Origin of the sequence: Pseudomonas sp. UBT (assembly GCF_050915955.1) — a bacterium.
Lineage (GTDB): Bacteria > Pseudomonadota > Gammaproteobacteria > Pseudomonadales > Pseudomonadaceae > Aquipseudomonas > Aquipseudomonas antarctica_A.
The window spans coordinates 283,756-310,532 of the sequence record NZ_CP168079.1; the positions used below are offsets into that span (position 1 = coordinate 283,756).

The window sequence follows — 26,777 nt, forward strand, 5'->3', positions numbered from 1 at the left end:
AGACTGCATAACGCTCGCTTTATGGCGTACGTTTTGAGGGAGCAAGTCCATGGTTACTTTTGGCTGGGCCGGCATTCCGGGCGTTTGCCAGAAGTGACCCGCCGTAAGGGCGGAACCCCAAACAGCCGTTACCGCAGCAACGGATATGTACTCAATCTACCTACCCCCCTCACAGGCTTAAAGCGACCCAAAGAGTTGCGTAGATACCTATGGCTATAGCAGGCAAGCCAGCCCCCACACTGATCTCACTATGACATTAGTTTGCCGGGGTTTGCAGACCAGCGGCAGCCTCATTCCTCTAAACACTGACCTACCGCAGCATCTCTGTAACATTCTGCAATGATCATGAATGCCATCCTTCCCACACTGGATGCTCCGGCATGGCCACCCCTTCCCTGACTGCCTCCTCCACCGCCTCACACGCTGACCCCAAACCCAGGCTGGACAAGAAACCCGGCCTGTTGACGGTGATCATGTTCTTCGCCGTGCTCGCCATGGGCCTGTTGTTCACCGCCTACAGCCTGATGCACGACATGCACGAACTCGGCACGGTGGTCACCACCTGGACGCCATTCCTGCTGCTCGGCGTAGCGCTGCTGATCGCGCTGGGCTTTGAGTTCGTCAATGGCTTCCACGACACCGCCAACGCAGTGGCGACGGTGATCTACACCAACTCGCTGCCGCCGCATTTTGCGGTGGTGTGGTCGGGCTTTTTCAACTTCCTCGGCGTGCTGCTCTCCAGCGGCGCCGTGGCGTTCGGCATCATCGCCCTGCTGCCGGTCGAGCTGATCTTGCAGGTCGGCTCATCCGCCGGTTTCGCGATGATCTTCGCCCTGCTGATTGCTGCCATCCTGTGGAACCTGGGCACTTGGTGGCTGGGCTTGCCAGCCTCGTCGTCGCACACCCTGATCGGTTCGATCATCGGCGTCGGCGTGGCGAATGCCTTGATGCACGGGCGTGACGGCACCAGCGGCGTGGACTGGAGCCAGGCGCTCAAGATCGGTTATGCCCTGCTGCTGTCACCGTTGATCGGCTTCGCCTTTGCCGCCTTGCTGTTGCTGGCCCTGCGCGCCTTTGTGAAAAACCGCTCGCTGTACAAAGCGCCGAAGGGCGACACCCCGCCGCCATGGTGGATTCGCGGCATGCTGATCGTCACCTGCACCGGCGTGTCCTTCGCCCACGGTTCCAACGATGGCCAGAAAGGCATGGGCCTGATCATGCTGATTCTGGTCGGCACCCTGCCGATGGCCTATGCGCTGAACCGCACCATGCCCGCCGAGCAGTCCTTGCAGTTTGCGGCGGTGGCCGAGGTGACCCAGGTCGCCCTGGTAAAAAACGCGCCGCAACTATTGCCGGGCGACCCGCGCCCGATTCTCTCGACCTACGTGCGCACCAAGGAAGCCACGCCGGACCTGATTCCGGCCCTTGCCGCCCTCGCCGGCCAGATCGGTGATGAAGTAAAAGGCTACGGCTCCCTGGCCAAAGTCCCTGCCGAAGCCGTCGGCAACGTGCGTAACGACATGTACCTGACCAGCGAGACCATTCGCCTGATGGACAAGGACAAGGTCGGCAATTTCGACGCTGACACCCAAGGCAAGCTGCAATTGTTCAAGCAACAGATCGACAATTCCACGCGCTTTATTCCGCTGTGGGTGAAGATCGCCGTGGCCATCGCCCTCGGCCTGGGCACCATGGTGGGCTGGAAGCGCATCGTGGTGACCGTGGGTGAGAAGATCGGCAAGACCCACCTGACTTACGCACAAGGTGCGTCGGCCGAGACAGTGGCGATGCTGACGATTGGTGCAGCGGATATGTTCGGGCTACCGGTGTCGACCACCCACGTATTGTCGTCGGGTGTGGCCGGGACCATGGTCGCGAATGGCGGCGGGTTGCAGATGAAGACCATCCGCAACCTGCTGATGGCCTGGGTGCTGACCTTGCCGGCGGCGATCTTGTTGTCGGGCAGTTTGTACTGGCTGTTCACCAAACTGTTCTGACACAACCCCGCTTAAAAATGTGGGAGCTGGCTTGCCTGCGATGGCGGCGGGTCAGCTTCCCTATCTGTTAACTGATCCACCGCTATCGCAGGCAAGCCAGCTCCCACAAGAGTTTATGGTGTGTCAGGAGGTGAACAGTCCAGCCATTGCCTTCAGCCGTTTTTTGTACACCCGCCGCGCCTCCAGCGCTTCTTCCAACGTCACCGCCACAAACCCCGCCCGTTGGTTCGGCTGCATCTGCCCGATCAAGTCCAGGTCTGCACTGATCACCGTGCCGATCATCGCGTAGCCACCGCCCGACACCGCATCCCTGTGCAGCACAATCGGTTCCAACCCCGCCGGCACCTGGATCGAGCCAATCGGGTAACAGCTGTCGACGATATTCGACGGGTCGGAGCCCGCGCCAAACGGTTGCTCACGGGGCTGAAAGCTCAACGCGCTGCCGCCTTTGAAGCGATAGCCGATGCGGTCCGCCTCGGAACCCACGGTCCACGGCTCGGCAAAAAAACTGCTCTTGGCCGCGTCTGTCAGGCGTTCGTAATACAGGCCCGGCACCACGCGCAACGTCACGTCACCACCAACTGAACGCCGCAGCGCCATCGGCAAACTGTTGCCCGCACGGCCCTGGCCGCTCGGCTCACCGATTGGCAGTTCATCCCCTTCCTGCAAGCGCCGCCCCTGAAACCCACCGAGTGCACCGAGGGTGTACGTCGAGCGACTGCCGAGCACCCGCGGCACATCAATGCCACCGGCCACTGCCAGGTAAGTCCGTGCGCCGGCCTTGGGAAACTCAAAGCGCAAGACCTGCCCGGCGCGCACCTGGAACGCGGTGTCCTGGTGCACCACTTCACCGTCCAGGCGCGGCGACATGAGTGCACCGCTGAGTGCCACCAGCGCGTCCTGTCGGAACTCAAGTTCGGGGCCGATCAAGGTGCATTCCAGGCCCGCCGCACCACTCGGATTGCCCACCAGATGGTTGGCCGCACTCAACGCGTATTGGTCCAACGCGCCCGACGGCGGAATGCCCAAGTGGTAATAGCCTTCACGGCCGAGGTCCTGCACGGACGTGGCGAGGCCGGGTTTGAGGATTTTGATCATGCCAGCGCCTCCTGCAGGGTTTTCGGATAGCCGACGGGGTCGGCGAGAAAGGCGTCGAGGGAAAATTCCACCGGGCGGATGCGCAAGTCGAAACGTCCTGCGTCCACCTCGGCAACTGCCAGGTCATAGGCCTCGCGGTCCATGGGTTTGAACTGCACGATGTCACCGGGCCGAAAGAACACCATGTGTTCCTTGAGGTACGCCAACTGCTGGGCCGGGTCGTAGATCGGTGCCGGGGTCACCCCAAACATCTGGTAACCACCGGCGCCGCGCACCGAGTAGATGCAGCCAAAACAGCCACCATGGCCGAGGGTCAATTTGGGCGTGTCGGTGCGCGGGCGCAGGTACTTGGGCACCTGTAATTGCCGTTCACGCTCGACCATCTGGAACATGAACGGCAGGCCCGCGACAAAGCCGACCATCGACACAAACCACGGCGCGCCACTGTGGGCGGCGATAAACGCGTCGACGTCAGCCAAGCCATTGATGCGCGCCGCGTATTCCAGATCAGTGCCTGTGGGGTCTTGATGCCGGTCGCGAAAACGCATCAGGGTTTCATGGGTCCACGGGTCGTTATAGAGCACCGGGATTTCGATGATCCGCGTGTGCAAGGTGCGTTCGGCCACCGCCTGGGCTTCAGCGCTCTGCACGGCGTCGAGCAGCACATGCGGGGCAATACGGTCAGGATCGAAGCGAATCTGGAACGACGCATTGGCCAGGCACACGTCCAGCACGCCTTCCAGCGCCAGGCGCTCCACGGCGCGGGTCACGGCCATGCCTTTGAAAAAGGCCTCCAGGGACATGCTGTCGCTGACCTCGGCAAACAGGTGTTCATCACCGCCGAAGCTGTAGCGGATGGGGGACGTTTGAGCCATGTCTGTTCCTCTTGGAATCATTGTAGAAAGGCAGGCAAAAAGTACAGGTTGGACCTTCTTATTGAGGCGTTCTGACGACAATGCCCGCCTGGTCCAGGGCTTCGCGAGTGGCCTCCACCAGTTCGAGGGCGCCGGGGGTGTCGCTGTGCAGGCAGATGGAATCGAATTCGATCAACAGGTCTTCGCCTTCCACGGTGCGTACGCGCCCGGTCTGACAGGCACGCAGGACCCGCGCCGCGACGGTGGCAGGATCAAGCGCGCGCACAGTCCGCGTAAATACAATGGAGCCGCTCAGATCGTACTCACGGTCGGCGTAAAACTCGCGCACCACCGGTTGCCCAAGCTCCTTGGCAACGCGCCAGATGACCGAGTTGGGCATGCAGTACAGCAAGAGTGTGGGCTCAATGATTTGCAGGTTTTGCACCAGCAGCCGGGCGGCTTCTTCGTCGCGGGCCAGGTGCATGTAGAGCGCGCCGTGGGGCTTGATGTGTTGCAGCGTGACGCCTTGGGCGCGGGCGATTTCGCGCAGGGCGCCGAGTTGGTAGAGCATGTCGTCCACCAGCTCCTGGGCCGGTGCATTGATATGCCGGCGGCCAAAACCCACCAGGTCGCGAAAGCCCGGATGCGCGCCGATGGCCACGCCGAGTTGCTTGGCGCGCGCAACGGTACGGCGCATGGTGCCGGGGTCGCCGGCGTGGAAACCGGTGGCGATATTGGCCGAGCTGATATAGGCCATCAGCTCCGCGTCAACGCCATCGCCGATGGTCCAGGGGCCGAAGCCTTCGCCCATGTCTGAATTGAAATCCACTGCCTGCATCGGGAATTGCTCCGCCAAAGGTGATGCCAGGAAAGTAGGCTGGGGCTTGACCCCTTGGGAAGATCTATTATCAGATGGCCTATCTTCTGAAAAACAGATAAAGCCATGTCCCTGACGTTGCGCCAAGTCCGCTACTTTATCGCCACCGCCGAAATCGGCCAGATTTCCCAGGCGGCGATTCATCTGAACATCTCCCAGTCGGCGGTGACCACGGCGATCAAGGAGTTGGAGGCGATGCTCGGCGTGCAGCTGTTTGTGCGCTCGGCCCAGGGCATGAACCTGACCGACGCCGGGCGGCACTTTCTCAACCGCGCCTACGTGATCGTGCGCAGCGTGGATGACGCACTGAACAGCCCGCTGCCGGACTACCGCGCCAGTGGCGTGCTGCGTGTCGCCGCCAGCTACACCGTGCTCGGCTATTTCCTGCCCCACCATTTGCAGCGCATGGAACACTGGCACCCGGACGTGACCATCGAGGTGTTCGAACAGGAACGCCAGGCCATCGAACACGGCCTGCTCGACGGCCAGTTCGACATGGCCGTGGTGCTCACCGCCAACCTCACTCACCCGGATATCGTTTCCGAAATCCTGTTCAATTCGGAACGCCGCCTATGGCTGCCCAGCCACCATCCCTTGTGCGAGCGCGGCGCCGTCAGCCTGGCCGATGTGGCGCAAGAACCTTACATCCTGCTTACCGTCGATGAAGCCGAACACAGCGCCATGCGTTACTGGGAACAGGCCGGGCAAACGCCCAAGGTGCGGCTGCGCACCAGTTCGGTGGAGGCCGTGCGCAGCATGGTTGCCAACGGCAGCGGCGTGGCGATTCTGTCGGACCTGGTGCACAGGCCGTGGTCCCTGGAAGGCAAACGCATCGAAACCCTGACCGTGACCGACCCGGTAGCGCCCATGAGCGTCGGCCTGGCCTGGCACCGCGAACGCGCATTTACCCCCGCCATGCAGGCCTTTCGGGACTACTTCCACGACGCCTTCCTCGCGCCGCAACAATTGTCGGCACGGCGTTAGAGCTGCGATTGCAACGTGGCGGCCAGCCAATCCATAAAGACCCGCACCCGCTGCGGCACATGCCGCTGCCCGGCGTACAGCAACGACACGTCCAGCGCCGGCGCCGGATAGTCCGGCAACACGGACACCAGCTCGCCGCTGTCGAGTAAATCGCGAATGCCCAGCACGGGAACCTGGGTAATGCCGAAACCGCCCAGGCACGCCGACTTGTACGCATCGGTGCTGTTGACCGTGACCCGCCCGGCCATCGGAACACGGTGCACTTTGTTGCCGTGCTGGTATTCGAAACCCGCCGAGCGTGCCCCCAATGGCCGCACGTAATGCACCAACTGGTGATGCGCCAGATCGGCCAGGGTCTCGGGCATGCCATAGCGCTGAAGGTACCCGGCGCTGACACAGTTGATCATCGGCATGCTGCACAACCAACGCGCCACCACCGACTGATCAGGCTGCGCGCCCACCCGCAACACGCAGTCGAAACCTTCGGCGAGCAGGTCGACCTGGCGGTCGGTGGTGCTGATTTCCAGCTCGATCAACGGGTGTGCGTGCATAAATTCGGGCAGGCGCGGCAGGATCAAATCCCGCGCCATGACGTTGGGCATGTCCACGCGAATACGCCCGCTCAATTGCGCCTCATCCTGGCGAAACAGGCCTTCGAGCTCCTCCATGTGTGACAGCAAATCTTTGCTGCGCTCATACAACACACGCCCGTCCTGGGTCGCTTGCACCTTGCGCGTGGTGCGCTGCAACAGGCGCGCACCCAGCAGTTGTTCCAGCGCTTGCACATGCTCGGACACGGTGGAGCGCGGCAGGCCGAGGCTCTCGCCCGCCTGGGTGAAACTCGACAACTCGGTGACCCGCACGAAGGTCCGCAAAAGCTCAAGCTTGTTCATTGGATTGTTCGCCTTATCCGGCCAGTGATTCCGACTTACCTCTGTTTATCACGTTATGAGCGGACAAATACACTGGCTCGCACGATCACTCTCAGAGGCACTGACCATGACCCGTAAAATCGCATTGATCACCGGCGCCAGCCGCGGACTGGGCAAAAGCGCTGCGCTGCATTTGGCGGCACAAGGCGTCGACATCATCGGCACTTACCACAGCGCGGCGGGCGAAGCCCAAGCGGTGAAGGCACAGATTGAAGCCCTGGGTGGCCGCGCCGCCATGCTGCAACTGGATGTGAGCCAGAGCGGTACGTTCAATGACTTCGTCGGCGAAATCGCCACGGTGCTGAAAGATGTGTTCGCACAGGATCACTTCAACTTTCTGGTCAACAACGCCGGGATCGGCGCCCACGCCAGCTTTGCCGAGACCACCGAAGAACAGTTCGACCGCTTGGTGGCCATCCACTTCAAGGCGCCGTTTTTCCTGACGCAAAAACTGCTGCCGTTGATCAGCGATGGTGGGCGCATCATCAATATTTCCAGCGGCCTGGCGCGGTTCAGCCTGCCGGGGTACGCGGCGTATGCCTCGATGAAAGGCGCGGTGGAAGTGCTGTCGCGCTACCAGGCCAAGGAGCTGGGGCCGCGCGGTATCACCGTGAACACCCTGGCACCCGGCGCGATCGCCACCGACTTCAGCGGCGGCGCCGTGCGCGATAACCCGGCGCTGAATACAATGGTTGCCAACAACACCGCGCTGGGCCGAGCCGGTTTACCGGACGATATTGGCGGGGCGATTTCGACCCTGTTGGCCGATGGCAGCAACTGGATCACCGGGCAGCGCATCGAAGCCTCGGGCGGCATGTTTCTGTAGGCATTCTGCGCTAGCATCAATGCCTTCAGATCACTGACAGGCAATCACCGATGAGTTTTGATCCAGGCTTGGCCGGCGGCATGGGCGTATTGGCCGCGGTGGTCGATAGTGGCAGTTTTGCCCGCGCCGCCGACAGCCTGGAGATGACGCCTTCGGGGGTCAGCCGGGCGATTTCCCGCCTGGAAAAACGCTTGGGGATTCGCCTGTTCGACCGCACCACCCGCTCGGTGCAATTGACCGATGAGGGGCGGCGCTTCTACCAGCAAATCGCCCCGTTGCTGGCCGGTCTCGAAGAGGCCGCCAACGCGGCGGCCGACAGTGCGCTCACCGTACGTGGGCGTTTGCGGGTGAATATCGACCCGTACTTCTCGCGATTGGTTTTGGGCCCGGTGTTGGGCAACTTCATGCGCAGTTATCCGCAACTGCAACTGGACCTGCACACCCGTGACCAACTCGGTGACCTGGTCGCCGATGGCTTCGACCTGGCCATTCGCTTCGGCATCCCGCAATCCTCCTCGCTGATCGCACGCAAACTGATGGAAGTGCGCGTGCTCACCGTGGCCTCCCCCGCCTACCTTGAACACTACGGCCGACCGGCCATTCCCCAAGACTTGGAACACGGGCATATGTGTCTGGATTTTCGCGACTCGCAAACCGGGCGTCCGTTTGCCTGGGAATTCCACCGAGCTGGCGAGCAAGTCATCGTGCACACCAATGGCCGCCTGGTGGTCAACGACGCCAGCACGTTGTACAGCGTGTGTGAGCACGGGCACGCGGTGGCGCAAATGCTCGATTTGGGCCTGGCACCGGCGCTCAAGGCCGGCAGCCTGGTGGAGTTGTTTCCAGACTGGCCGGACGAGCGTTTTCCGTTGTACGCCTACTACCCATCGCGGCATTTGCCCGCCGCGAAGGTGCGGGCATTTCTGGAGTTTGTCGCGTCGCTCAAGCTTGGCTAGGCAGACGTTGCTGGACGATTTTCTCCCGAATCACGTCATAGCCCCAGTGATACACATAGGTGTACGGCAGGAAGAACAGCAGCACGCCGATGTCGAGGATGAAAGCGTCCAACAGGCTGATCTTCAACACGGCGGCAATCAGCGGCACCGCCACGATGATCAGGCCGCCTTCGAACAACAGGGCATGCAGCACCCGGGTCCACCCGCCGTTGGCCAGTTGCAGCCGCGCTTTGAGGCGGTCGAACAGGCTGTTGAAAATGATGTTCCAGGTCAGCGCCAGCACGCTGACACCCAAGGTGACTGCGCCCATTTCCAGGGCCGGCCTGCCGGTGATCCAGACCAGCAGCGGCGTACAGATCAACAAGGCCAACCCCTCAAAGCCCAGGGCCTGGCAAACACGTTCAGTAATCGATTTGGTAGGGTTCATAACCCGGCTCCGTGAATGACTAGGGTTGCCATCATTACCCTTCGAACCGATACTTCATAACCAATAACCATCGATCAGGGCGATAGTCATGGCCTCTAATGAAGTGCTGCAGGCGTTTGTGCAGGCGGCGACCCAAGGTTCGTTTTCGGCGGCGGCGCGCAAACTGGGCAAGAGCCAGTCCACGGTCAGCGCGGCAGTGGCGAGCCTGGAGATTGACCTGGATGTGGTGTTGTTTGATCGCAGCAGCCGCAAACCGACGCTCACCCCCGCCGGCCATGTGCTGTTGCAGCGCGCCGAACAGGTGCTGGAGGCCAGCAGTCGTCTGGAGTTGGCGGCCAGCCAGTTGGCCCAGGGCCTGGAGCCGAAGCTGAGTATCGCCATGTCCGATACGTACCAGTCGGAGCGTTTTGAACTGGCCCTCAAAGCCTTTGAACAACGCTACCCGGACCTGGAGCTGGAATGGCTGATCGCCGAGTGCGAAGACCTGATCGCCCTGGTGCAAAGCGGCCGGGCGCAGATTGCGTTGATCGAAGCCCAAGAGGTTTACCCGCCCGACCTGACCCGCGCGCCCGTGGCGGAGCGCACGGAAATCGCCCTGTTCGTCGCCCCTGGCCATCCCTTGGCCAATCTGCAAAACATCGACCAGCACGCCTTGCAGCAACACCGTGAATTGCGTCTGGCGAGCATCATCAGCCCCAATGAAACCAGGCCTGCAGGCCGCGTGTGGTCGGCGCCGAGTTTTCTGATGCTGATGGAAATGGCCCAACTGGGTTTCGGCTGGGCAGCGCTGCCGCGCTGGTTGGTGGAGCGCTTCGGCAATGCCGGGCTGGTTGAACTCAACGTGCGCAGTTGGCCGCGTTCGGTGGCGGTGGATGCGCTGTGGTCGCGGCAACACCCGCCGGGGCCGGCGGGGAGCTGGATGTTGGGGCAGATGCTGGAATGATGTTTCCAGGCACCCTAAAGGTCTAACTGGGGGAGCGGGCGGTGGGTCAGCCAACCGATGTAGAGGCTGACCTACCGCTATCGCAGGCAAGCCAGTTCCCACAGTTGATCTTCGTTGGCCGGTTATTTGAGTTCGGCCAGGCGTTGCTCTAAAAAGCGTTTTTCTGGGGTTTGCCGGGTCAGTGACAGGGCTTTTTCGTACGCCTCACGGGCCTCTTCGATACGCCCCAGCTGCCGACAAAACTCGCCGCGTGCCGAATACGCCAGGTGGTAATCCAGCAACTCCCCTCGCCGCAAAATGCTGTCCACCCGCTCCAAACCGGTCAATGGCCCTTGCCACATGGCTACCGCCACGGCGCGGTTCAATTCGATTACCGGCGATGGCACAGCCCTGAGCAATACATCGTAAAGCCCGACTATCTGCGGCCAATCCGTCTCGCCGGCGCTCGGGGCTTCGGCATGTACCGCCGCAATCGCCGCTTGCAGGCAATATGGCCCAAAGCGCCTTGTGGTCAGTGCTTGCTCTACCAACGCACAGCCTTCAGCAATAAGGGACGCATCCCACAGGGCGCGGTCCTGTTCATCCAGCAGCACCAACTCACCGCCCGCCGAAGTGCGCGCCGCTCGGCGGGATTCGTGCAGCAGCATCAGCGCCAGCAAGCCCATGACTTCAGGTTCCGGCAGCAGCGCCAGCAGCAAGCGACCGAGGCGGATGGCTTCACGCGTCAGCTCTTCCCGGGTGAGGTCCGCGCCCATGGACGCCGAATACCCCTCGTTGAACACCAGGTAAACCACGCGCAGCACACTCTCTAAACGCTCGGGTAACTCGACCAGGGACGGCACTTGATAGGGAATCTTCGCCTCGCGGATCTTGCCCTTGGCGCGCACGATGCGTTGGGCGATGGTGGTGGGCGTGGTGAGAAAGGCGCGGGCGATTTCCTCGGTGGTGAGGTCGCAGATCTCACGCAAGGTCAGCGCCGTCTGGGCGTCGGGCGCCAGTGCCGGGTGGCAGCAGGTGAAGATCAGGCGCAGGCGGTCGTCTTCCACGTCTTCCTCACTCCAGTGCGCCGCTTCCAGCGCGTCGGCCTGCTCCTGCAGCAACGGGGTAAAGCGGGCCTGTCGGCGCAGGCGGTCAATGGCTTTGAAACGGCCGGTCGACACCAACCAAGCCCGAGGATTGCTCGGCACACCGTCCTGCTGCCAGCGCTCGACCGCGACGAAGAACGCCTCGTGCAAGGCTTCTTCGGCGAGGTCGAAATCACCGAGCAGGCGAATCAGCGTGGCCAGCACGCGCCGCGATTCGCTGCGGTAAATCGCTTCAAGCTGGGGCGTCAATCGGGCATGCCTTGGGTCACCAACGTCACCAGGCGATCCAGGCTCTGGCCCCAGCCGTCATGAAAGCCCATGGCTTCGTGGGCTTGTTTTTCGGCTTCGCTCCAATGCATGGCGCGGGCGGTATAGAGGGTTTTGCCGTCGACCTCTTCGAAGGTGACTTCGGCGGTCATGAAGGGCTTGCCCGACGGAATCCACCCCGGCGCATACGCATCGGTGAACACCAGCCGGCTCGGCGCCTGGATCTCCAGGAACACTCCCTGGGTCGGGTATTCGGCGCCATCCGGCGCGCGCATCAGCGTGCGGAACACGCCGCCGACCCACAGGTTCATTTCGCACTCGGGGGTGGTCATGCCGTGTGGGCCCCACCATTGCTGCAACAGCTCGGGGGTGGTCCAGGCGCGAAACACTTTGCTGCGGGGCGCGTCGATCAAACGGCTGATGCGCAGTTCAAATTCGGCGGGTTGGGTGTTCATGGGGTCAACCTCCTCACGTCTTTTGGTTGTTGTCGTCAGAGATTCAATTCGCGCACCGGGCGCACTTCCACACTGCCGACCCTGGCCGCCGGAATGCCGCCGGCCACCTGGATCGCTTCATTCAAGTCCTTGGCCTCGATCAGGTAAAACCCGGCGAGCTGCTCCTTGGTTTCGGCAAACGGCCCGTCGGTGATCGACAGCTTGCCATTGCGCCTGCGCACGGTGGTGGCGGTGCTGACCGACTCCAGCGGCTCGGCGGCAAGCATCCGCCCGCTGGCCTGGATAGCCTGGGCATAGGCGAAACATTCCGGGTCTTCGGGGCTGTCCGGCGAGGTGTGCAGCACCTGTTCGTTGCTGTAAATCAGGCAGAGGTATTTCATGGCAGTCTCCGTTTTCGGCTTATCCACTATAGTTCCCGGCGATCAGGGTTCCAGCGCGAACAGTGCGGTACCACTTTCCATATCGAAAGGTGCCGACCAATGCTCATGCACCACACGCCATTGGCCGTTGATTCGCTGGTAACCGGCGGTCACACGCATCCAGCACGCCTTCACGACACCGTCCGGCCCGGCCCCGCCGCAATGCGCCAGCCAGTGGGCAAACGCGCTGTCCGCCGCCTCCACCACATGCAGCTCATGAAACTCGAAAATACCGGGCCCGGGGCAATGCTTCATGCATTCGTCCCAGTGTGCGCGGCAGGCGGCCTTGCCCTTGAATTGCAGCGCGGTAACGGCGTCGAACGAGACGATATCATCGGCGTAAAAGCTGACAATTTTGTCGACATCCCGGGCAAGCACAGCGTGCTTCCATTGATCGATCAGGGTGTTGATTGCGGTGCTCATGGCGATACTCCTGGGGGTTGGAAAATCACAAGGACACCCTTAGTCGAATGCCTCATCCGCCAATCGACAGCCCATTGAAAAATAATTTCGCCCACGGCAAAGCCGCTAGAATCCACGCTTCTTTGTAGGATTTCGGATGCGCCACCGATGGAAACCCGCCTCGTCCCCTATGAGACGCTGAGCCTTGTGCAAAAACAGCAACTCGACACACTGCAAGTGCATCCCGCGCAACTGGCGTTCTCCGGTGATATCTACTGCGCGCTGAACAGCCTGCTGGTCAATCCCAACCCTGCGGCTATCAAAGGCTTCGCCCTGCTCGCCGATGAACTGCCCGTGGCGTTCCTGCTGCTTAAACGCCCGCCTTGCCTGCCCCATTGGGCAAGTGAACACAGCGCCACGCTGCATGCGTTGCAGGTGGATCGACAGCAGCAAGGGCGTGGGTTCGGCAAAGCGTGTTTGCAGGCGCTGCCGGCGGTGGCGAAGCAGGCATGGCCGCAAATCAAGGGATTGGAGTTGTCGGTGGACGCCGACAATGTGGCGGCAATGGGCTTGTATTTGGCCGCCGGTTGGGTGGACAGCGGCGAGGCCTATAAAGGCCGTATCGGCTATGAGCGCAGGTTGAGCTGGGTCTTCAACCCACACGCGCCTGATACCCGCTAAATGTCACGTAAACACGCCGGTTGAAGCCCATTTCATGTTTACGTGACAGGGGTTAATGCTTGAGTGTCGCCAGGGGTTTCAAGAAATACACCACGCGCTCGGTTTCGGCAAAGCCCAGGGCTTCATGCATGGCGTGGCTGGCGTGGTTGTCCAACAACGCGTCGGACGCCAGTTCGGCGCAGTTCATGTCCCTGGCCCACTGTTCAACACCCGCGACCAACTGGCGTGCGATGCCTCGGTTACGGCTGCCGGGCGCAACAGCCCTTCAAGAAACGCCACCGGCGAGGTGCTGGTGCCATTCACATAGTCCTCGCGAATCGAGGCTTCGGCGAAACCTTGGGTTTGGCCGTTGGCATCAACGCACGTGAGGACCAAGTAACGATGCGGCGCGTTGAGCATCGACAGTGTGTCGCGCTCATTGTCCGCTGCCGAACCCGGCCACAGGGCTTCGCGCAAAGGTAGCCAGCCAGCATGGTCGAGCCAGGTGCAGCGCTTGATCATCGGAGTAACACTCGCAAAGCAATTGGCCGAACAGCATAAAACATCTTCGGACAAGGTTCAGGCCTTGGCCTCGACCGGCAACCAGATTTCCACACTGCCCGTGCCCTTGCGCACATCAAAATCCGCGCTGTAGCGCTCGAAATCCGCCCCGGCGACCTTGTAGGCGGAGTGTGGCAACCACTCGAACATGATCCGCTCGTACGTCTGCTCCAGTGCTTGCACCGGCCCATAGTGCGGGAACACTGCGTAATGATGGGGCGGGATTTCTATGGACTCGAAGTTACTCGGCACATCGCCCTTGCTCGGTACTTCAACCCCGGCCATGTAATCGAATTCACCATGACTGGGGTTATGGCAAACCCCGTAGGTCACGCCGCCGACGCGACGCTTGATCTCTTTGAAGCAGGTATCAAACAACTCCCACAATTTGGGAATATCACCCACGGTGGCCTTCGAATATCGCCCTTTCACGCCCGCGATCACCAGGGCCTTGCCGTCTTCCATGCGTGGCTGCAACGGTTGTGTTGTTTGCTGATCCATCTGAACAGTCTCCTTCTTATAAGGGAACAAACCCGCATCGAGTATAGGGGCATATCCGCGCTGTGCCCCAAGCAGAAATTTTTCCTGCGCCATCTGGACAACTGGCCACTATCGACCGTATTGTCTGCCCCGCAGGCCACCGCAGTGGCCGACGTCGCTCGGACGGTTCCGGGCGCTTACGTACCTCGAGGCAACAATGGCAGACCAAGGTTCGCCGCGCCGCTTTGCGCGCATAGATCGACTCCCCCCTTACGTTTTTAATATCACTGCCGAGCTGAAGATGGCTGCGCGTCGGCGCGGCGAAGACATCATCGACTTGAGCATGGGTAACCCTGACGGCGCCACTCCACCGCACATCGTGGAAAAAATGGTCACCGTCGCCCAGCGTGAAGACACCCACGGCTACTCCACCTCCAAAGGCATTCCGCGTCTGCGCCGAGCGATTTCGCGCTGGTACAAAGACCGCTATGCAGTGGACATCGACCCGGAAACCGAAGCCATCGTGACCATCGGTTCCAAGGAAGGCCTGGCGCACTTGATGCTGGCCACCCTGGACCAGGGCGACACCGTGCTGGTGCCCAACCCGAGCTACCCGATTCACATCTACGGTGCCGTGATTGCCGGCGCCCAGGTGCGCTCGGTGCCGCTGATTCCCGGCGTGGACTTTTTCGCTGAGCTGGAGCGCGCCATTCGCGGCTCGATCCCCAAGCCGAAGATGATGATTCTGGGCTTCCCGTCCAACCCCACTGCGCAGTGCGTGGAGCTGGATTTCTTCGAACGGGTGATCGCCCTCGCCAAGCAATACGACGTGCTGGTGGTGCATGACTTGGCCTACGCCGACATCGTCTACGACGGCTGGGAAGCCCCGTCGATCATGCAAGTACCCGGCGCCAAGGACATTGCGGTGGAGTTTTTCACCCTGTCCAAGAGCTACAACATGGCCGGCTGGCGTATCGGTTTCATGGTCGGCAACCCGGAGCTGGTCAACGCCCTGGCACGGATCAAGAGTTACCACGACTACGGCACCTTCACCCCACTGCAAGTGGCGGCGATTGCGGCGCTGGAAGGCGATCAGCAGTGCGTGAAAGACATCGCCGAGCAGTACCGCCAACGCCGTAACGTGCTGGTCAAAGGCCTGCATGAGCTGGGCTGGATGGTCGAGAATCCGAAGGCGTCGATGTACGTCTGGGCGAAGATTCCCGAGGCGTATGCCGCCATGGGCTCGCTGGAATTTGCCAAGAAACTGCTGCTGGAGGCGAAGGTGTGTGTGTCGCCGGGGATCGGGTTTGGTGAGTACGGAGACGACCATGTGCGCTTTGCGCTGATCGAGAACCAGGACCGGATTCGCCAGGCGGTGCGCGGTATTCGCGGGATGTTCCGGGCGGATGGCCTAGTGACTAAAGCCTGACCCGATCCAGCAGTAGAAATACGCTAAAGAAATGTGGGAGGCGCTTGCTCCCGATTGCTGAGTGTCAGTCACCGCGTCTGGTGACTGACCCACTGCTATCGGGAGCAAGCCCCCTCCCACATTTGGATTGGGTTTTCACCCCAGTTTCAAGGTGTGCCTGTCAGACCACCATCGACAGCAACATAATAAAGATCAACGCCACCACCGACAGAATGGTTTCCATCGCCGTCCAGGTCTTGAAGGTCTCGGCCACGGTCATGTTGAAGTACTGCTTCACCAGCCAGAACCCTGCATCGTTGACGTGAGACAACACCAACGACCCCGCCCCCGTCGCCAACACCAGCAGCTCACGGTTCACGCCCGGAATCATGCCCACCACCGGCACCACAATCCCCGCGCCGGTAATGGTCGCCACGGTCGCAGAACCGGTGGCCACGCGAATCACCGCCGCCACCAGCCACGCCAGCAGGATCGGGTTGATCTGCGCGTTCACGGCCATATGGCCAATCACATCACCCACGCCGCTGGTGACCAGCATTTGCTTGAAGCCACCGCCGGCGCCAATGATCAGGATGATCGCCGCAGTCGGTGCCAGGCTCGCGTCGAGCAGCTTGAGAATTTGCTTGGAATGAATGCCCTGGCGATGACCAAAGGTGTACAGCGACAGCAGCAGAGCCAGCAGCAATGCAGTGATCGGGTGGCCGATCATGTCCATCCAGTTACGGATGGCATGGCCGTCCGGCAGCGCGACGTCAGCAAAGGTTTTGAGCAGCATCAGGAACACCGGCAGCAGCACGGTGATCAGGGTGATGCTGAAGCTCGGCAAGGTTTTCGACTCTGGCTCACGGGCCAGTTGGTCGACCAGTTCCTGGGACGGGTTGCCCGGGATGTACTTGGCGATAAACGTGCCGAAGATCGGGCCGGCAATGATGGCGGTCGGCAGTGCGACGATCAGGCCGTACAGGATGGTTTTGCCGATGTCCGCGCCAAACACGCCGATGGCCAGCAGCGGGCCCGGGTGCGGTGGCACCAGGCCGTGCACTGCCGACAGGCCGGCGAGCAACGGGATGCCGATTTTGATCAGCGACACACCCGTGCGACGCGCGACGATAAACACCAGCGGGATCAGCAGCACAAAGCCGATCTCGAAGAACAGCGGGATGCCCACCAGGAACGCGGCGAACATCATGGCCCACTGGACTTTCTCTTTGCCGAAGGCGCGGATCAAGGTCTGCGCGATCTGATCGGCGCCGCCGGATTCGGCCATCATCTTGCCGAGCATCGTGCCCAGCGCGAGGATGATGCCGACAAAGCCAAGCACGCCGCCGAAGCCGTCCTGGAACGCCTTGATGATCTTGTCCACGGGCATGCCCGAGGTCAGGCCGAGAAAACCGGCCGCGATGATCAGTGCAATGAACGGGTGCACCTTGAACTTGGTGATCAAAAAGATCAGCCCGATGATAGTGACCACTGCATCTAGCAGCAGGTAGGACTCGTGGGACATGCCAAACATGGGGGGTCTCTCCTGTTTGTTGTTGTTATTAAAGCGGGTATTGAATTTCTCGCCGGGGATAGCGCTATCTTTCCGGCAAAAAATCAGTGGGTTGGTTCAAAGCCGTGTTGCAGCCACCAGGCATTGGTTTGCTCGGCCAGTTCCTCGATGCTGTCTTCGCTGGCGTTGAGCGCCAGGGTCAGCGGCTCGCCCACGGGCGATTCAAGGGTGGCGAACTGGCTGTCGATGAGGCTTGCCGGCATGAAATGGCCGGGGCGATGGGACACACGGTCGGCGGCGACTTCACGGGTCAGCTCCAGAAATACAAAGCCCAGGCCCGGCGCGGCTTCGCGCAGGTGGTCGCGGTATTTCTTCTTGAGGGCCGAACAGGTGAGCACGGGGTGTTCGCCGGCCTTCAGCGCGCGGCGCAGTTCATCGCACAGGATGTCGAGCCAGCCGGCGCGGTCGTCGTCGTTGAGGGGGTGGCCGGCGCTCATCTTTTCGATGTTCGCGGCAGGGTGAAAGCTGTCGCCTTCAATGGCGGTGGCGCCGTTCAGGAGGCACAAGGCTTCGCTGACGCTGGACTTGCCACAGCCGGAAACACCCATGATGACCAGGGCGGTAACAGGTTGACTCATGAAACACCTCAGGACGCAGATAGCGCTACCTTCGCACGCTGTAAGGCTAGTGCAAAAACAGGCTTTTCCCGCGCCGACTTGTCTTTTTTTATGGAGTGACGCGTGCATCCTCGCCAAACGGCTTACACAAGAACAGACCGGATCAGGCAACCCAATGTTCAAGCATTTGCAGCCTTTTGGAGACAGCGCTACCTTAGTGCCTCGATTTTTGTTTGGCAACCGCCTGATGACCTCCAAGAACGATAAAAATACCCGCACTACCGGTCGCCCGACCCTCAATGAAGTGGCGCGCCTGGCCGGCGTCAGCCCGATTACCGCCTCCCGTGCCCTGCGCGGCGTCAGCACGGTGGCCACCGAACTGGTGGAAAAAGTGCAACTGGCCGCCGCCGAACTCAACTACGTGGTCAACCCGGCGGCCCGCGCACTGGCGTCGGCCCAAAGCCACTCGGTGGTGGTCATCGTGCCGTCGCTGTCCAACCTGCTGTTTATCGAAACCCTCGAAGCCATCCACCAAGTGCTGCGGCCCAAGGGCTTTGAAGTGCTGATCGGCAATTCGCACTATTCGCGCGACGAAGAAGAAAACCTGCTGCGCAACTACATGGCCTACCAGCCACGGGGGTTGCTGCTGACCGGGTTTGACCGCACCGAAAGCGCGCGGCGGATGGTCGAGGCCAGTAATGTGCCGTGTGTGTACATGATGGACCTGGACCCTAACGCCGGCGTGAACTGCGTGGGGTTTTCGCAACTGAGCGCTGGCGAAACAGCGGCGGCGCATTTGCTGTCCCGAGGGCGCAAGCGCCTGGCCTATATCGGCGCGCAGTTGGACCAACGCACGTTGCTGCGCGGTGAAGGGTTCCGCCGCGCCCTGCAACAGGCTGGCCTGTACGACCCGGCGCTGGAACTGCTGACGCCGCGCCCCTCCTCCGTGGGCCTCGGTGGCGAGCTGTTTTTGCAACTGCTGACGGCGCACCCGGATGTGGATGCGATCTTCTTTGGCAACGACGACTTGGCCCAGGGCGCGCTGCTGGAAGCCATGCGCCACGGCATCAAAGTACCGGAGCGGGTGGCGGTGCTGGGCTTTAACGATTTGCCGGCGTCGTCCTTCATGGTGCCGCGCCTGAGCAGCATCAGTACCCCGCGTGAAGCGATTGGCCGGCGTTCGGCGGAGCATTTGCTGACGATCATGGCGGGCAACAAGATTGCCAAGCCGGTGGTGGACATGGGGTTTGAGTTGCAGGTGCGCGAGAGCACCTGATGTTCTAAAGGCCAAACACAATCAAACGGTGGGAGCTGGCTTGCCTGCGATGCAGACACCTCGGTACATCAGGCATAACCAGCTGATGCCATCGCAGGCAAGCCAGCTCCCACATTTTTTACCGTGCCCGCTTGAGCTGTAGGAGGCCTGTAGGACGCGGCTGACAATGCGGTAAGCGGCTTGCCCGGCTGCCTACGCTTACGTCAGAATCCGCCGGCTTGTGCGCTTGTGTGGTGGTCATTAAGGTTTGCCGGTCGCTGAATTTCTCGGCGATCGGGTTTAGTAGCCTGAGCGGTCATACAAATCGAGCATTAGTGCCACCTATCAGACTTATCTGTCTGCGCTTGATGGTGGCTGTGCGCAGGGCGCCCTTGTGGTGCGCCGGGTTTGGTGTGGCTACCGGTCTACTAACCTGCGTGCAGCCGCCACCCTTTCGTTTAGTAGCGATCTGGTTACGGCCCAAATCGAGCCATACTTATGTTCAAAATAACGCCGAACCCTCCGCTTAACGACACAAAACTCAATCAAGCCGCCCATCGCGCAATTGATCACTACCTCAAACCCACGACCGAACCCGCGCCAGAACCCTACGCGCTGTTCACCGTAAGCCCCGACGCCAGTCCCGAAAGCCTGATGGCCAACAGCTACGAAACCGTGTGCTCCATCAGCGCCTTGTTGCTCGACCTGTCCGACGACCTCACCGGCAAACACCGCGATGTGGCCCTCGCCATTCATCAACTGAGCGAGCTATCAGTCTTGATGGTCGGCAAAGCCATGGACCAGCACACACCACGAACCTAAAGCCCTGCTCGGTCAAAATTGTGGGAGCGGGCTTGCCCGCTCCCACATTTTGACCGTGCCCGCTTAAGACCCTCGCTGTCATCTACGCCCCCTGCTAGATTGGCCACTCACCATCGTCAGGGAAGTACCATGGGACACTCACTGAAAATTCTCGGCCGCACGTCCTCCATCAACGTGCGCAAAGTGCTCTGGACCTGTCAGGAACTGGGCATCGACTATGTACGCGAAGACTGGGGCATTGGCTTCAAGCCCACCCAGTCACCCGAATTCCTCGCCCTGAACCCCAACGCCCAAGTGCCGGTGCTGATCGACGACCACGGTGTATTGTGGGAATCCAACACCATCTGCCGCTACCTCATCGGCCTTTACCAACGCACAGACCTGCTGCCCGCCGAACCCGCGCCACGCGCGCGGGTCGAGCAATGGGTGGACTGGCAAGCCAGCGAACTCAACCGCGCCTGGGGCGATGCCTTCACCGCGCTGGTGCGCAACAACCCGGACGGCCTGGACGCCGCGCAGATTGCCGCCGCCGTGCAGGTGTGGAACGACAAGATGGGCCTGCTGGAACAGCAGTTGGCCAAAACCGGCGCTTATGTAGTCGGGGATGAATTTACCCTCGCCGATATCCTCATCGGCCTCTCGGTGCACCGTTGGCAGAACACGCCCATGGAGCGCCCGCCCTACCCCGCCATTGCGGCGTACTACCAGCGCCTCAGCGGGCGCCAAGGCTTCAAGACCTTCGCCCTCGACGGCCACAACTAAAACAAGGACTCACCGTGAACGGACTCAACGTACTGCTGACCGGCGCCTGCGGAAGAATCGGCAAGACCTTTTTCGAAGCCTCGAAGGAGCGCTACCGCTTCACCCTCACCGACCGCCTCGCGCCGGCTTTCGATGTGGGCGAACACCGTTTCGTGCACGCCGACCTCAGCGATAAAACCACCCTCGCGGCCCTGCTCGACGGCATCGACGTGATCGTGCACCTGTCGGGCATCCCCCACGCCAGCGCGTCGTTCGACGAATTGCTGCCGAACAATATCCTCGCCACCACCTACCTGTTCGAAGCCGCCGTGGCGGCGGGCGTCAAACGCCTGGTGTTCGCCAGCAGCGCGCAGACCATCGAAGGCTACCCCGTAGATCGCCAAGTCACCCCAGGCATGCAAGTGATGCCCGCCAACCTGTATGGCGTGAGCAAATGCTACGGCGAGGCACTGTGCGGCTATTACGCGGCGAAAACTCCGCTCTCCACGATTGCCCTGCGCATCGGCGCCTTTGAGTTCCCCGAAACCCACGACCTGAACAACGCCCGCGACCTCAGCGCCTGGCTCAGCCCACGTGATGCCGTGCAACTGCTGCAACGTTCGGTGGACGCTGAGGGTGTGAAGCACCTGATCGCCCATGGCATTTCCAATAACCGCTTCAAGCGCCTGGACCTGAGCGAAACCACACGGGTGCTGGGCTATCAACCGGTGGATGACGCCTTTCAGACCTTCGAGATCCCCATCACCTACTGAGCCCCTGCGCCATAAAAGCTTGAAACCCGACGCCCAGGCGCAATAAATCGGCGAATGTGTGGCCTGCCGCACGCAACTTCACAAGCGCCGATTTCCGTTAGCCCGCTAAGATTCCAGGTCACTGCCCCTGGAATCTGCCCATGTCGACACTCACCGCCTCAGCCACGGACGGCCTCGACCCGATCCGTGCCGCCCATATCAGCGCGCGCATCGACCGCCTACCTGCCGTCGCCACTCTGTGGCGCCTGGTGGCATTGCTGTCGATCGGCGGCTTTTTCGAGCTGTATGACCTGTTCCAAACAGCCTATATCAGCCCCGGTTTGATCAGCGACGGGATTTTCCACACCGGCAGCGAAGGCGTGTTTGGCTTCTCTGACCAGGCGGCGTTCGCCTCTGCGACCTTTCTGGGCCTGTTCCTCGGCGCCAGCCTGCTCAGCCCCATCGCCGACCGTTTTGGGCGCCGGGCGATTTTTACCTTTGCGCTGATCTGGTACACCGTGGCCACCGTGCTGATGGGTATTCAGACGTCCGCGCTGGGCATCATCGGCATGCGTTTCCTGGTGGGCATCGGCCTGGGCATCGAGCTGGTGACCATCGACGCCTACCTCTCGGAACTGGTGCCCAAGCGCATGCGCAGTTCAGCGTTTGCCTTTGCGTTTTTCATCCAGTTTCTGTCGGTGCCGGCGGTGGCGTTGATGTCGTGGTGGCTGGTGCCCCAGGCGCCATTCGGGGTTTCCGGCTGGCGCTGGGTGGTGCTGAGCAGTGCAGTGTTTGCGTTGTTTATCTGGCAACTGCGCAAGCGCCTGCCGGAATCACCCCGCTGGCTGGCGCAAAAGGGCCGCTTTGACGAAGCCGGGCAGATCATGGACAGCCTCGAAGCACGCTGCCAACAGGATCATGGCAAACCGCTGGATGAGCCCGAACCCGAAGCCGTCAGCGTGCAGGGCAGCGGGCGTTTTGCCGATATCTGGCAACCGCCCTACCGCCGCCGGGCACTGATGCTGATCGTGTTTCATGTGTTCCAGGCGATCGGTTTTTTCGGCTTCGGCAATTGGTTGCCGGCGTTGTTGTCGGGCCAGGGTGTGAGCGTGACCCATAGCTTGATGTACGCCTTTATCATCACCCTCGCCTACCCGCTGGGGCCGCTGCTGTTTGTGAAGGTGGCCAATCGTTTTGAAAACAAATGGCAGATCGTCGGTTCGGCCATGGGCGCGATGATCTTCGGCAGCCTGTTCGCCCTGCAAACCACGGCGGTGGGGCTGGTGATCTGCGGGGTGATGATCACGTTCTGCAATGCCTGGCTGAGCTTCAGTTACCACTCCTACCAGAGCGAATTGTTCCCGACCAATATCCGCGCGCGGGCGGTGGGGTTCTGCTATTCGTTCAGCCGCTTGTCCACGGTGTTCAGCAGCCTGTTGATCGGGTTCATTCTTGAGCATCTGGGCACGCCGGGCGTGTTGGCGTTTATTGCCAGCAGCATGTTGATCGTGATGATCACCATCAGTTGGTTCGGGCCGCGTACGCGTAACCTGGCGCTGGAAAATATCGCCCACTGACGGCAACGGTTGGCCGCCTGCGGGACAACACTTGCCGCGACGGCCGCGCCATCCCCAATAAAGCCGGGGATTTGGCGCTCGGCATGCTATTTGCTCGTGCTGTCGCACCGAACACATATCCGCAGGTGACCGAACATGCTGGTTAACAACAACGCTCAAGCCGTGTCGACCGTCCAAAAGCTCAAGCGCTCCGACATGGACCCCGCCAACGCTGCCGCCAGCACGCTGTACAGCGGTGCCCTGCAAGCGGCGCAGCAAAGCGCAACCGTGCCGGCCGCGCAGCAGGACCTGAACAAGGCCAGTGATCGTATCGACGAAGCCTTCGCCAAGACCCGTGTGCAGTTGCAAGCCACGACGGCGGCACCTACGGCGGCAACCGATGTGCCGGCGACGGGCTCGACCACCAGCACCGCGCGTGCTGATTTCACCGACTACATGAGCAAATCCCCGGCTGAACGCATCCGTGAGCAATTGCTCAAGGAGCAGGGTTTGACCGAAGCCCAAGTGCAGGCAATGCCGCAGGAAAAACAGGACGCGATTGCCAAGCAAGTGGCTGATCGTGTGAAGCAGCAGCAAGATCAGCAAGTAGCGGCGAAAGCCACTGACCCGGCGCAGTCGGTTAAAGAAACCCTGGCGGCGATTTAATAGACACGCTGATCAAATGTGGGAGCTGGCTTGCCTGCTCCCACAGTGATCGGGTTACCACGGCGGTAACGTATCTACTGCAATTGCAGGGTCGAGTTGAACTGGCTGATCGCATCCACCACATGCCGTGACCCTTCCTGAATCTCCAGGATCACCTGCCCCGCCTCATTCGCCAGCTCCACCCCCAGCCCTGTGCGGCTCAGGCTCGACTGCATGCTCGACACCGCGCTCAGCGACAGGTCGTGGTTCTTGCGCACCACCTCCACAATCTCCTCCGTTGCCTGGCTGGTGCGCGCTGCGAGGCTGCGCACTTCGTCGGCCACCACCGCAAACCCACGCCCATGCTCACCGGCCCGCGCCGCTTCAATCGCCGCGTTGAGCGCGAGCATATTGGTTTGTTCGGCAATGCTACGAATGGTCTGCACGATGGCGCCGATGATGTCCGACTGTTTGTTGACCGCGTCGATGCTTTGGGCCGCCTGATTCAGGTCACTGGAAATCTCTTCAATGATCTGCACGGTTTGCTGCACCACCTCCGAGCCCTTGCGCGCGCAGGCGTCGTTTTGTACCGAGGTGGAGTGGGCCGAATCGGCGGCGGTGCGCAGGGTGGTGACCTGCTCGGTGATGTCGCTGGCGAACTTCACCACTTTGTACAGGCGCCCGTTGGTGTCGAAGATGGGGTTGTAGGAGGCTTCCAGAAACAGGGTTTTGCCGAATTTGTTTTTTCGTTCGAAGCGATGGGAGTGATATTCGCCACGGTTGAGCGAGGCCCAGAAGGCCTTGTAAGACGGGGACTCTACTTCGCTGCGCTGGCAGAACATGCTGTGGTGCTGGCCGATGATTTCTTCGCGCGAATACTGCACCGCGCGCAGGAAGTTATCGTTGGCATTGATGATCTGGCCTTGAGGGGTAAATTCGATCACCGCCATGGACCGGCTGATGGCGTCGATCAGGCTCTGGTTCTCGTGTTCATGGTGAACCCGTGCGGAAATGTCCGAGGCCACTTTGATGACACTCTGCACCTGATTATCGCTGCTCAGTACCGGCATGTAGCTGGCTTCGAGCCACACCTCCTCGCCGCGCTTATTCAGGCGCATAAAGGTGCCGCTCAGGGCTTCGCCGCGCGCCAGGTCGCGCCACAACTTAGTGTAAGGCTCGGTGTGGGTGTAGGCCTCTTCGCAAAAGATGCGGTGATGTTTGCCGCGAATCTCCTCGACGTTGTAGCCCATGGTTTTGCAGAAGTTGTCATTGGCGTCGAGGATCACACCGTTGCGGTCGAATTCGATCATCGCCATGGAGCGGCTGATGGCCGCGAGTTTGGCGTTGGCTTCGGTGAGCGCACAGGAAAAACGTTGGATTTCTTGCAGGTCGGATTTGTGATGGCGGTTGAACATGATCAGATCACCCTTGATTCCCGGCGCCTGAAAGGCGCATTCCATTCATTTGTTGGATAGTGCTAGCTAACCTTCATGGGGAAATAACCATCCGAAACGCTTTATATGCCAAACGTCATCAACGGTTCAGGATCAGCATAGACAGGGCTTGGCGCTATGCAAGGCCACTAATCAGCCAGCATTTTTAACAATGCGCTGACGGCGGCTGAGGGTGAACGGGTTGGCGAGCCGACCAAGGCAAATTCGCGGTGCAGCGGGACGCTCAACGGCATCACACGCAGGCCGTTGTGCGGGGCCGGCAAGGCCATTTGAGGCACCAGTGTGACGCCGACGCCTTCGCGCACCAGGCTATAGGCGCTGCTCCATTCGCGCACTTCCACGCGGATATCACGCAGGGTCAGCCCCGCCAATGTCGCCAGGCTGCGGGCATTGGCGGTACAGCCACCGGTGGCCAGCACGAAGGGTTGCTGGAGCAATTCCTCAAGCGACACCGTGGCATCGGCCGGGCGCTGCGCGATGGGATGGTTGATCGGCAGCACGGCCATCCAAAAGTCGCGCCCCAATACCGTGGCGTTGCGCGCGGGCTCGGGGTTGAGCACCACGCCCAGGTCGATCAGGTCGGCGTCGAGCAAGGTGTGCACTTCGCTGTCGGTGACATCCAGGGTGGTGATCTCGATACCCGGGTTCAACTGACGAAAACGTTGCAGCAACGGTGTCAGAAAGGTCGCCAGCACCATCGGAAAACTGGCAATGCGAATGCTCCCACGCAGCAGCGGCCGAGACTCATCCACGGTGGTACGAATCGCCTGTAACGCGCCCATCATCACCCGCGCGTGCTCAATCACACTGATACCCAGGGCGGTAGGCAAGGTCTTGCGCGGTTCACGGGTGAACAGTTGCGCACCCAATGCTGCCTCCATGGTTGCCATGGCTTGGCTGGCAGCGGACTGGGTCATGCCTACCTTTTCGGCGGCTGCCGTGATGCTGCCGTGGTCGGCCACGGCCACCAGCAAACGCCAGTGCATCAGGTTCATCATGGCAGTAGCTGTCCTTATGGGTGGGATCTGAAGGTTTAATTTTACGCAAGGTGCCATGCCCGCGAGACTGGCGCAAATGAACGACAACCGATCAGGAACCACTCTTCATGAAACTGTACTTTTCCCCCAATGCCTGTTCTCTCGCCCCCCATATCGTGTTGCGCGAATTGGCCTTGCCATTCGACCTGGTGCGGGTCGATAACCAGGCTAAAACCACGGCCGACGGCGACGATTTCCTGCAGATCAACCCAAAGGGCTACGTGGCGGCGCTGCAACTGGACAATGGCGAAGTGCTGACCGAGGCCAGTGCGATCCTGCAATACCTGGCCGACCTGAAACCCGCCGCGCACCTGGCCCCGGCCAATGGCAGTTGGGAGCGCGTGCGCTTGCAGGAGTGGCTGAACTTTATCGCCAGCGAGATTCATGGCGGGCTGGCGATTTTCTTTAACGGCGCGATTCAGGGCGATGTGCGGGCGATGTTCGTGGCCAAGGTGTACAAGCGTTTTGCGATTCTGGTGCAGACCCTGGAGCGCCAGGATTATCTGTTGGGCGCGCAGTACTCGGTGGCAGATGCGTACCTGTTCGTGGTGCTGCGCTGGGCGGGGTTTCACGCTATCGACCTGCAACAGTGGCCGGCGCTGGCTGCGTTTCAGCAGCGGATTGGCGAGCGGCAAACAGTTATCGCGGCCCTGGCCGCCGAAGCCTGATGGCCTGAAATGCAATTACAAATGTGGGAGCGGGCTTGCTCGCGAAAGCGGAGTGTCAGCCAACGAATGTTTCGACTGATACACCG

At 61.0% G+C, this 26,777-nt stretch carries 28 protein-coding genes and 2 pseudogenes; 14 read left to right on the forward strand and 16 right to left on the reverse strand.

The genetic code is table 11. From position 1 onward, the window contains the following. The first annotated feature begins 380 nt into the window (after positions 1-380). Positions 381-1,997 carry an inorganic phosphate transporter gene (locus tag ACDZ94_RS01310; RefSeq protein ID WP_432750966.1) on the forward strand — a complete coding sequence of 539 codons (1,617 nt, stop codon included), beginning with the start codon at positions 381-383 and terminating at the stop codon, positions 1,995-1,997. Between the two features lie 123 nt (positions 1,998-2,120). Here the strand turns inward: ACDZ94_RS01310 and ACDZ94_RS01315 are convergent, their stop codons facing one another. The 3 genes from ACDZ94_RS01315 to ACDZ94_RS01325 are packed head-to-tail and all read right to left on the reverse strand — an operon-like array spanning position 2,121 to position 4,787. Next, a complete protein-coding gene (locus ACDZ94_RS01315) occupies positions 2,121-3,095 on the reverse strand; it encodes a biotin-dependent carboxyltransferase family protein (RefSeq protein WP_407016285.1) in 975 nt (324 codons plus the stop codon). Beyond that, positions 3,092-3,970, reverse strand: a complete 879-nt coding sequence (locus ACDZ94_RS01320) for a 5-oxoprolinase subunit B family protein (RefSeq protein ID WP_064453829.1) — start codon at positions 3,968-3,970, stop codon at positions 3,092-3,094. Before ACDZ94_RS01320 ends, ACDZ94_RS01315 begins: the two co-directional genes overlap by 4 nt. Positions 3,971-4,028: 58 nt before the next feature. After that, a complete protein-coding gene (locus tag ACDZ94_RS01325) occupies positions 4,029-4,787 on the reverse strand; it encodes a 5-oxoprolinase subunit PxpA (RefSeq protein ID WP_432750967.1) in 759 nt (252 codons plus the stop codon). A gap of 105 nt (positions 4,788-4,892) precedes the next feature. Between ACDZ94_RS01325 and ACDZ94_RS01330 the strand changes: the two genes are divergently transcribed. Beyond that, positions 4,893-5,810, forward strand: coding sequence for a LysR family transcriptional regulator (locus tag ACDZ94_RS01330; protein WP_053257656.1), 918 nt, complete (start codon positions 4,893-4,895; stop codon positions 5,808-5,810). On the opposite strand, the gene ACDZ94_RS01335 is transcribed toward ACDZ94_RS01330, so the two are convergent. Beyond that, positions 5,807-6,703: a LysR family transcriptional regulator gene (locus ACDZ94_RS01335; RefSeq protein ID WP_432750968.1), complete on the reverse strand. Its 897-nt coding sequence runs from the start codon at positions 6,701-6,703 to the stop codon at positions 5,807-5,809. The two genes, ACDZ94_RS01330 and ACDZ94_RS01335, sit on opposite strands and share 4 nt — an antisense overlap. A gap of 106 nt (positions 6,704-6,809) precedes the next feature. Here ACDZ94_RS01335 and ACDZ94_RS01340 point away from each other — a divergent pair, with 106 nt between their 5' ends. Next, positions 6,810-7,568 carry an SDR family NAD(P)-dependent oxidoreductase gene (locus ACDZ94_RS01340; protein WP_432750969.1) on the forward strand — a complete coding sequence of 253 codons (759 nt, stop codon included), beginning with the start codon at positions 6,810-6,812 and terminating at the stop codon, positions 7,566-7,568. 50 nt (positions 7,569-7,618) lie between these two features. After that, on the forward strand, positions 7,619-8,524 hold the full coding sequence (locus ACDZ94_RS01345; RefSeq protein ID WP_432750970.1) for a LysR family transcriptional regulator: 906 nt from the start codon (positions 7,619-7,621) through the stop codon (positions 8,522-8,524). Here the strand turns inward: ACDZ94_RS01345 and ACDZ94_RS01350 are convergent. After that, the gene (locus ACDZ94_RS01350) at positions 8,511-8,951 is read right to left on the reverse strand and encodes a multidrug/biocide efflux PACE transporter (RefSeq protein ID WP_305438683.1); all 441 of its coding nucleotides are present in this window, start codon (positions 8,949-8,951) and stop codon (positions 8,511-8,513) included. The genes ACDZ94_RS01345 and ACDZ94_RS01350 overlap by 14 nt on opposite strands. An 88-nt stretch (positions 8,952-9,039) precedes the next feature. Here ACDZ94_RS01350 and ACDZ94_RS01355 point away from each other — a divergent pair, with 88 nt between their 5' ends. Beyond that, entirely contained in the window at positions 9,040-9,894 is an 855-nt protein-coding gene (locus ACDZ94_RS01355) for a LysR family transcriptional regulator (RefSeq protein ID WP_221295523.1), read from the forward strand. 122 nt (positions 9,895-10,016) lie between these two features. Here ACDZ94_RS01355 and ACDZ94_RS01360 read toward each other — a convergent pair whose 3' ends face one another. Genes ACDZ94_RS01360 through ACDZ94_RS01375 form a run of 4 tightly spaced genes read right to left on the reverse strand, consistent with a single transcriptional unit; the run spans position 10,017 to position 12,543 of the window. After that, a complete protein-coding gene (locus ACDZ94_RS01360) occupies positions 10,017-11,228 on the reverse strand; it encodes an RNA polymerase sigma factor (RefSeq protein ID WP_432750971.1) in 1,212 nt (403 codons plus the stop codon). Continuing rightward, on the reverse strand, positions 11,225-11,701 hold the full coding sequence (locus ACDZ94_RS01365) for an SRPBCC family protein (RefSeq protein ID WP_407016281.1): 477 nt from the start codon (positions 11,699-11,701) through the stop codon (positions 11,225-11,227). The genes ACDZ94_RS01360 and ACDZ94_RS01365 overlap by 4 nt, the downstream gene beginning before the upstream one ends. A 35-nt stretch (positions 11,702-11,736) precedes the next feature. Then, complete coding sequence (locus ACDZ94_RS01370; protein ID WP_064453838.1) at positions 11,737-12,081, reverse strand: YciI family protein; 345 nt, start codon at positions 12,079-12,081, stop codon at positions 11,737-11,739. A 42-nt stretch (positions 12,082-12,123) separates the two neighbouring features. Continuing rightward, on the reverse strand, positions 12,124-12,543 hold the full coding sequence (locus ACDZ94_RS01375; protein ID WP_432750972.1) for a YybH family protein: 420 nt from the start codon (positions 12,541-12,543) through the stop codon (positions 12,124-12,126). Positions 12,544-12,690: 147 nt separating this feature from the next. Here ACDZ94_RS01375 and ACDZ94_RS01380 point away from each other — a divergent pair, with 147 nt between their 5' ends. Continuing rightward, positions 12,691-13,203, forward strand: a complete 513-nt coding sequence (locus tag ACDZ94_RS01380) for a GNAT family N-acetyltransferase (RefSeq protein ID WP_064453840.1) — start codon at positions 12,691-12,693, stop codon at positions 13,201-13,203. Positions 13,204-13,255: 52 nt separating this feature from the next. Here ACDZ94_RS01380 and aac(6') read toward each other — a convergent pair. Further along, positions 13,256-13,704: pseudogene (gene aac(6') / locus ACDZ94_RS01385) on the reverse strand (aminoglycoside 6'-N-acetyltransferase). 57 nt (positions 13,705-13,761) lie between these two features. Further along, on the reverse strand, positions 13,762-14,244 hold the full coding sequence (locus ACDZ94_RS01390; RefSeq protein WP_432750973.1) for a GyrI-like domain-containing protein: 483 nt from the start codon (positions 14,242-14,244) through the stop codon (positions 13,762-13,764). Positions 14,245-14,440: 196 nt separating this feature from the next. Here ACDZ94_RS01390 and alaC point away from each other — a divergent pair, with 196 nt between their 5' ends. Next, a complete protein-coding gene (alaC, locus tag ACDZ94_RS01395; protein WP_064453843.1) occupies positions 14,441-15,652 on the forward strand; it encodes an alanine transaminase in 1,212 nt (403 codons plus the stop codon). Between the two features lie 160 nt (positions 15,653-15,812). Here alaC and ACDZ94_RS01400 read toward each other — a convergent pair whose 3' ends face one another. Together ACDZ94_RS01400 and ACDZ94_RS01405 are read right to left on the reverse strand one after the other, a co-directional pair. Then, positions 15,813-17,165 carry a GntP family permease gene (locus ACDZ94_RS01400; RefSeq protein ID WP_259763500.1) on the reverse strand — a complete coding sequence of 451 codons (1,353 nt, stop codon included), beginning with the start codon at positions 17,163-17,165 and terminating at the stop codon, positions 15,813-15,815. A gap of 83 nt (positions 17,166-17,248) precedes the next feature. After that, positions 17,249-17,782: a gluconokinase gene (locus ACDZ94_RS01405; RefSeq protein WP_432750974.1), complete on the reverse strand. Its 534-nt coding sequence runs from the start codon at positions 17,780-17,782 to the stop codon at positions 17,249-17,251. A gap of 223 nt (positions 17,783-18,005) precedes the next feature. On the opposite strand from ACDZ94_RS01405, the gene ACDZ94_RS01410 reads away from it, so the two are divergent. The 6 genes from ACDZ94_RS01410 to ACDZ94_RS01435 all read left to right on the forward strand — a co-directional run bounded on the left by ACDZ94_RS01410 (position 18,006) and on the right by ACDZ94_RS01435 (position 23,553). Continuing rightward, on the forward strand, positions 18,006-19,037 hold the full coding sequence (locus ACDZ94_RS01410) for a LacI family DNA-binding transcriptional regulator (RefSeq protein ID WP_432751476.1): 1,032 nt from the start codon (positions 18,006-18,008) through the stop codon (positions 19,035-19,037). Positions 19,038-19,514: 477 nt separating this feature from the next. After that, entirely contained in the window at positions 19,515-19,838 is a 324-nt protein-coding gene (locus ACDZ94_RS01415) for a DUF6124 family protein (protein ID WP_432750975.1), read from the forward strand. A gap of 129 nt (positions 19,839-19,967) precedes the next feature. Continuing rightward, a complete protein-coding gene (locus ACDZ94_RS01420) occupies positions 19,968-20,600 on the forward strand; it encodes a glutathione S-transferase family protein (protein ID WP_064453846.1) in 633 nt (210 codons plus the stop codon). Positions 20,601-20,614: 14 nt separating this feature from the next. Further along, the gene (locus ACDZ94_RS01425; RefSeq protein ID WP_221295531.1) at positions 20,615-21,352 is read left to right on the forward strand and encodes an NAD-dependent epimerase/dehydratase family protein; all 738 of its coding nucleotides are present in this window, start codon (positions 20,615-20,617) and stop codon (positions 21,350-21,352) included. A gap of 140 nt (positions 21,353-21,492) precedes the next feature. Beyond that, positions 21,493-22,908 carry an MFS transporter gene (locus ACDZ94_RS01430; protein ID WP_064453848.1) on the forward strand — a complete coding sequence of 472 codons (1,416 nt, stop codon included), beginning with the start codon at positions 21,493-21,495 and terminating at the stop codon, positions 22,906-22,908. 135 nt (positions 22,909-23,043) lie between these two features. Then, positions 23,044-23,553 (forward strand): hypothetical protein, encoded by a 510-nt coding sequence (locus ACDZ94_RS01435; RefSeq protein WP_221295532.1) that lies wholly within the window; start codon positions 23,044-23,046, stop codon positions 23,551-23,553. Between the two features lie 74 nt (positions 23,554-23,627). On the opposite strand, the gene ACDZ94_RS01440 is transcribed toward ACDZ94_RS01435, so the two are convergent. The 3 genes and pseudogenes from ACDZ94_RS01440 to ACDZ94_RS01450 form a co-directional block, all read right to left on the reverse strand. Further along, complete coding sequence (locus ACDZ94_RS01440; protein ID WP_432751477.1) at positions 23,628-24,200, reverse strand: methyl-accepting chemotaxis protein; 573 nt, start codon at positions 24,198-24,200, stop codon at positions 23,628-23,630. A gap of 18 nt (positions 24,201-24,218) precedes the next feature. After that, a pseudogene (locus ACDZ94_RS01445) lies at positions 24,219-24,992 on the reverse strand (PAS domain-containing protein); the annotation flags it as partial. Between the two features lie 122 nt (positions 24,993-25,114). Continuing rightward, positions 25,115-25,984: a LysR family transcriptional regulator gene (locus ACDZ94_RS01450; protein ID WP_432750976.1), complete on the reverse strand. Its 870-nt coding sequence runs from the start codon at positions 25,982-25,984 to the stop codon at positions 25,115-25,117. 107 nt (positions 25,985-26,091) lie between these two features. Between ACDZ94_RS01450 and gstA the strand changes: the two genes are divergently transcribed. Continuing rightward, on the forward strand, positions 26,092-26,691 hold the full coding sequence (gene gstA / locus ACDZ94_RS01455; protein ID WP_064453851.1) for a glutathione transferase GstA: 600 nt from the start codon (positions 26,092-26,094) through the stop codon (positions 26,689-26,691). Positions 26,692-26,777: the final 86 nt, after the last annotated feature.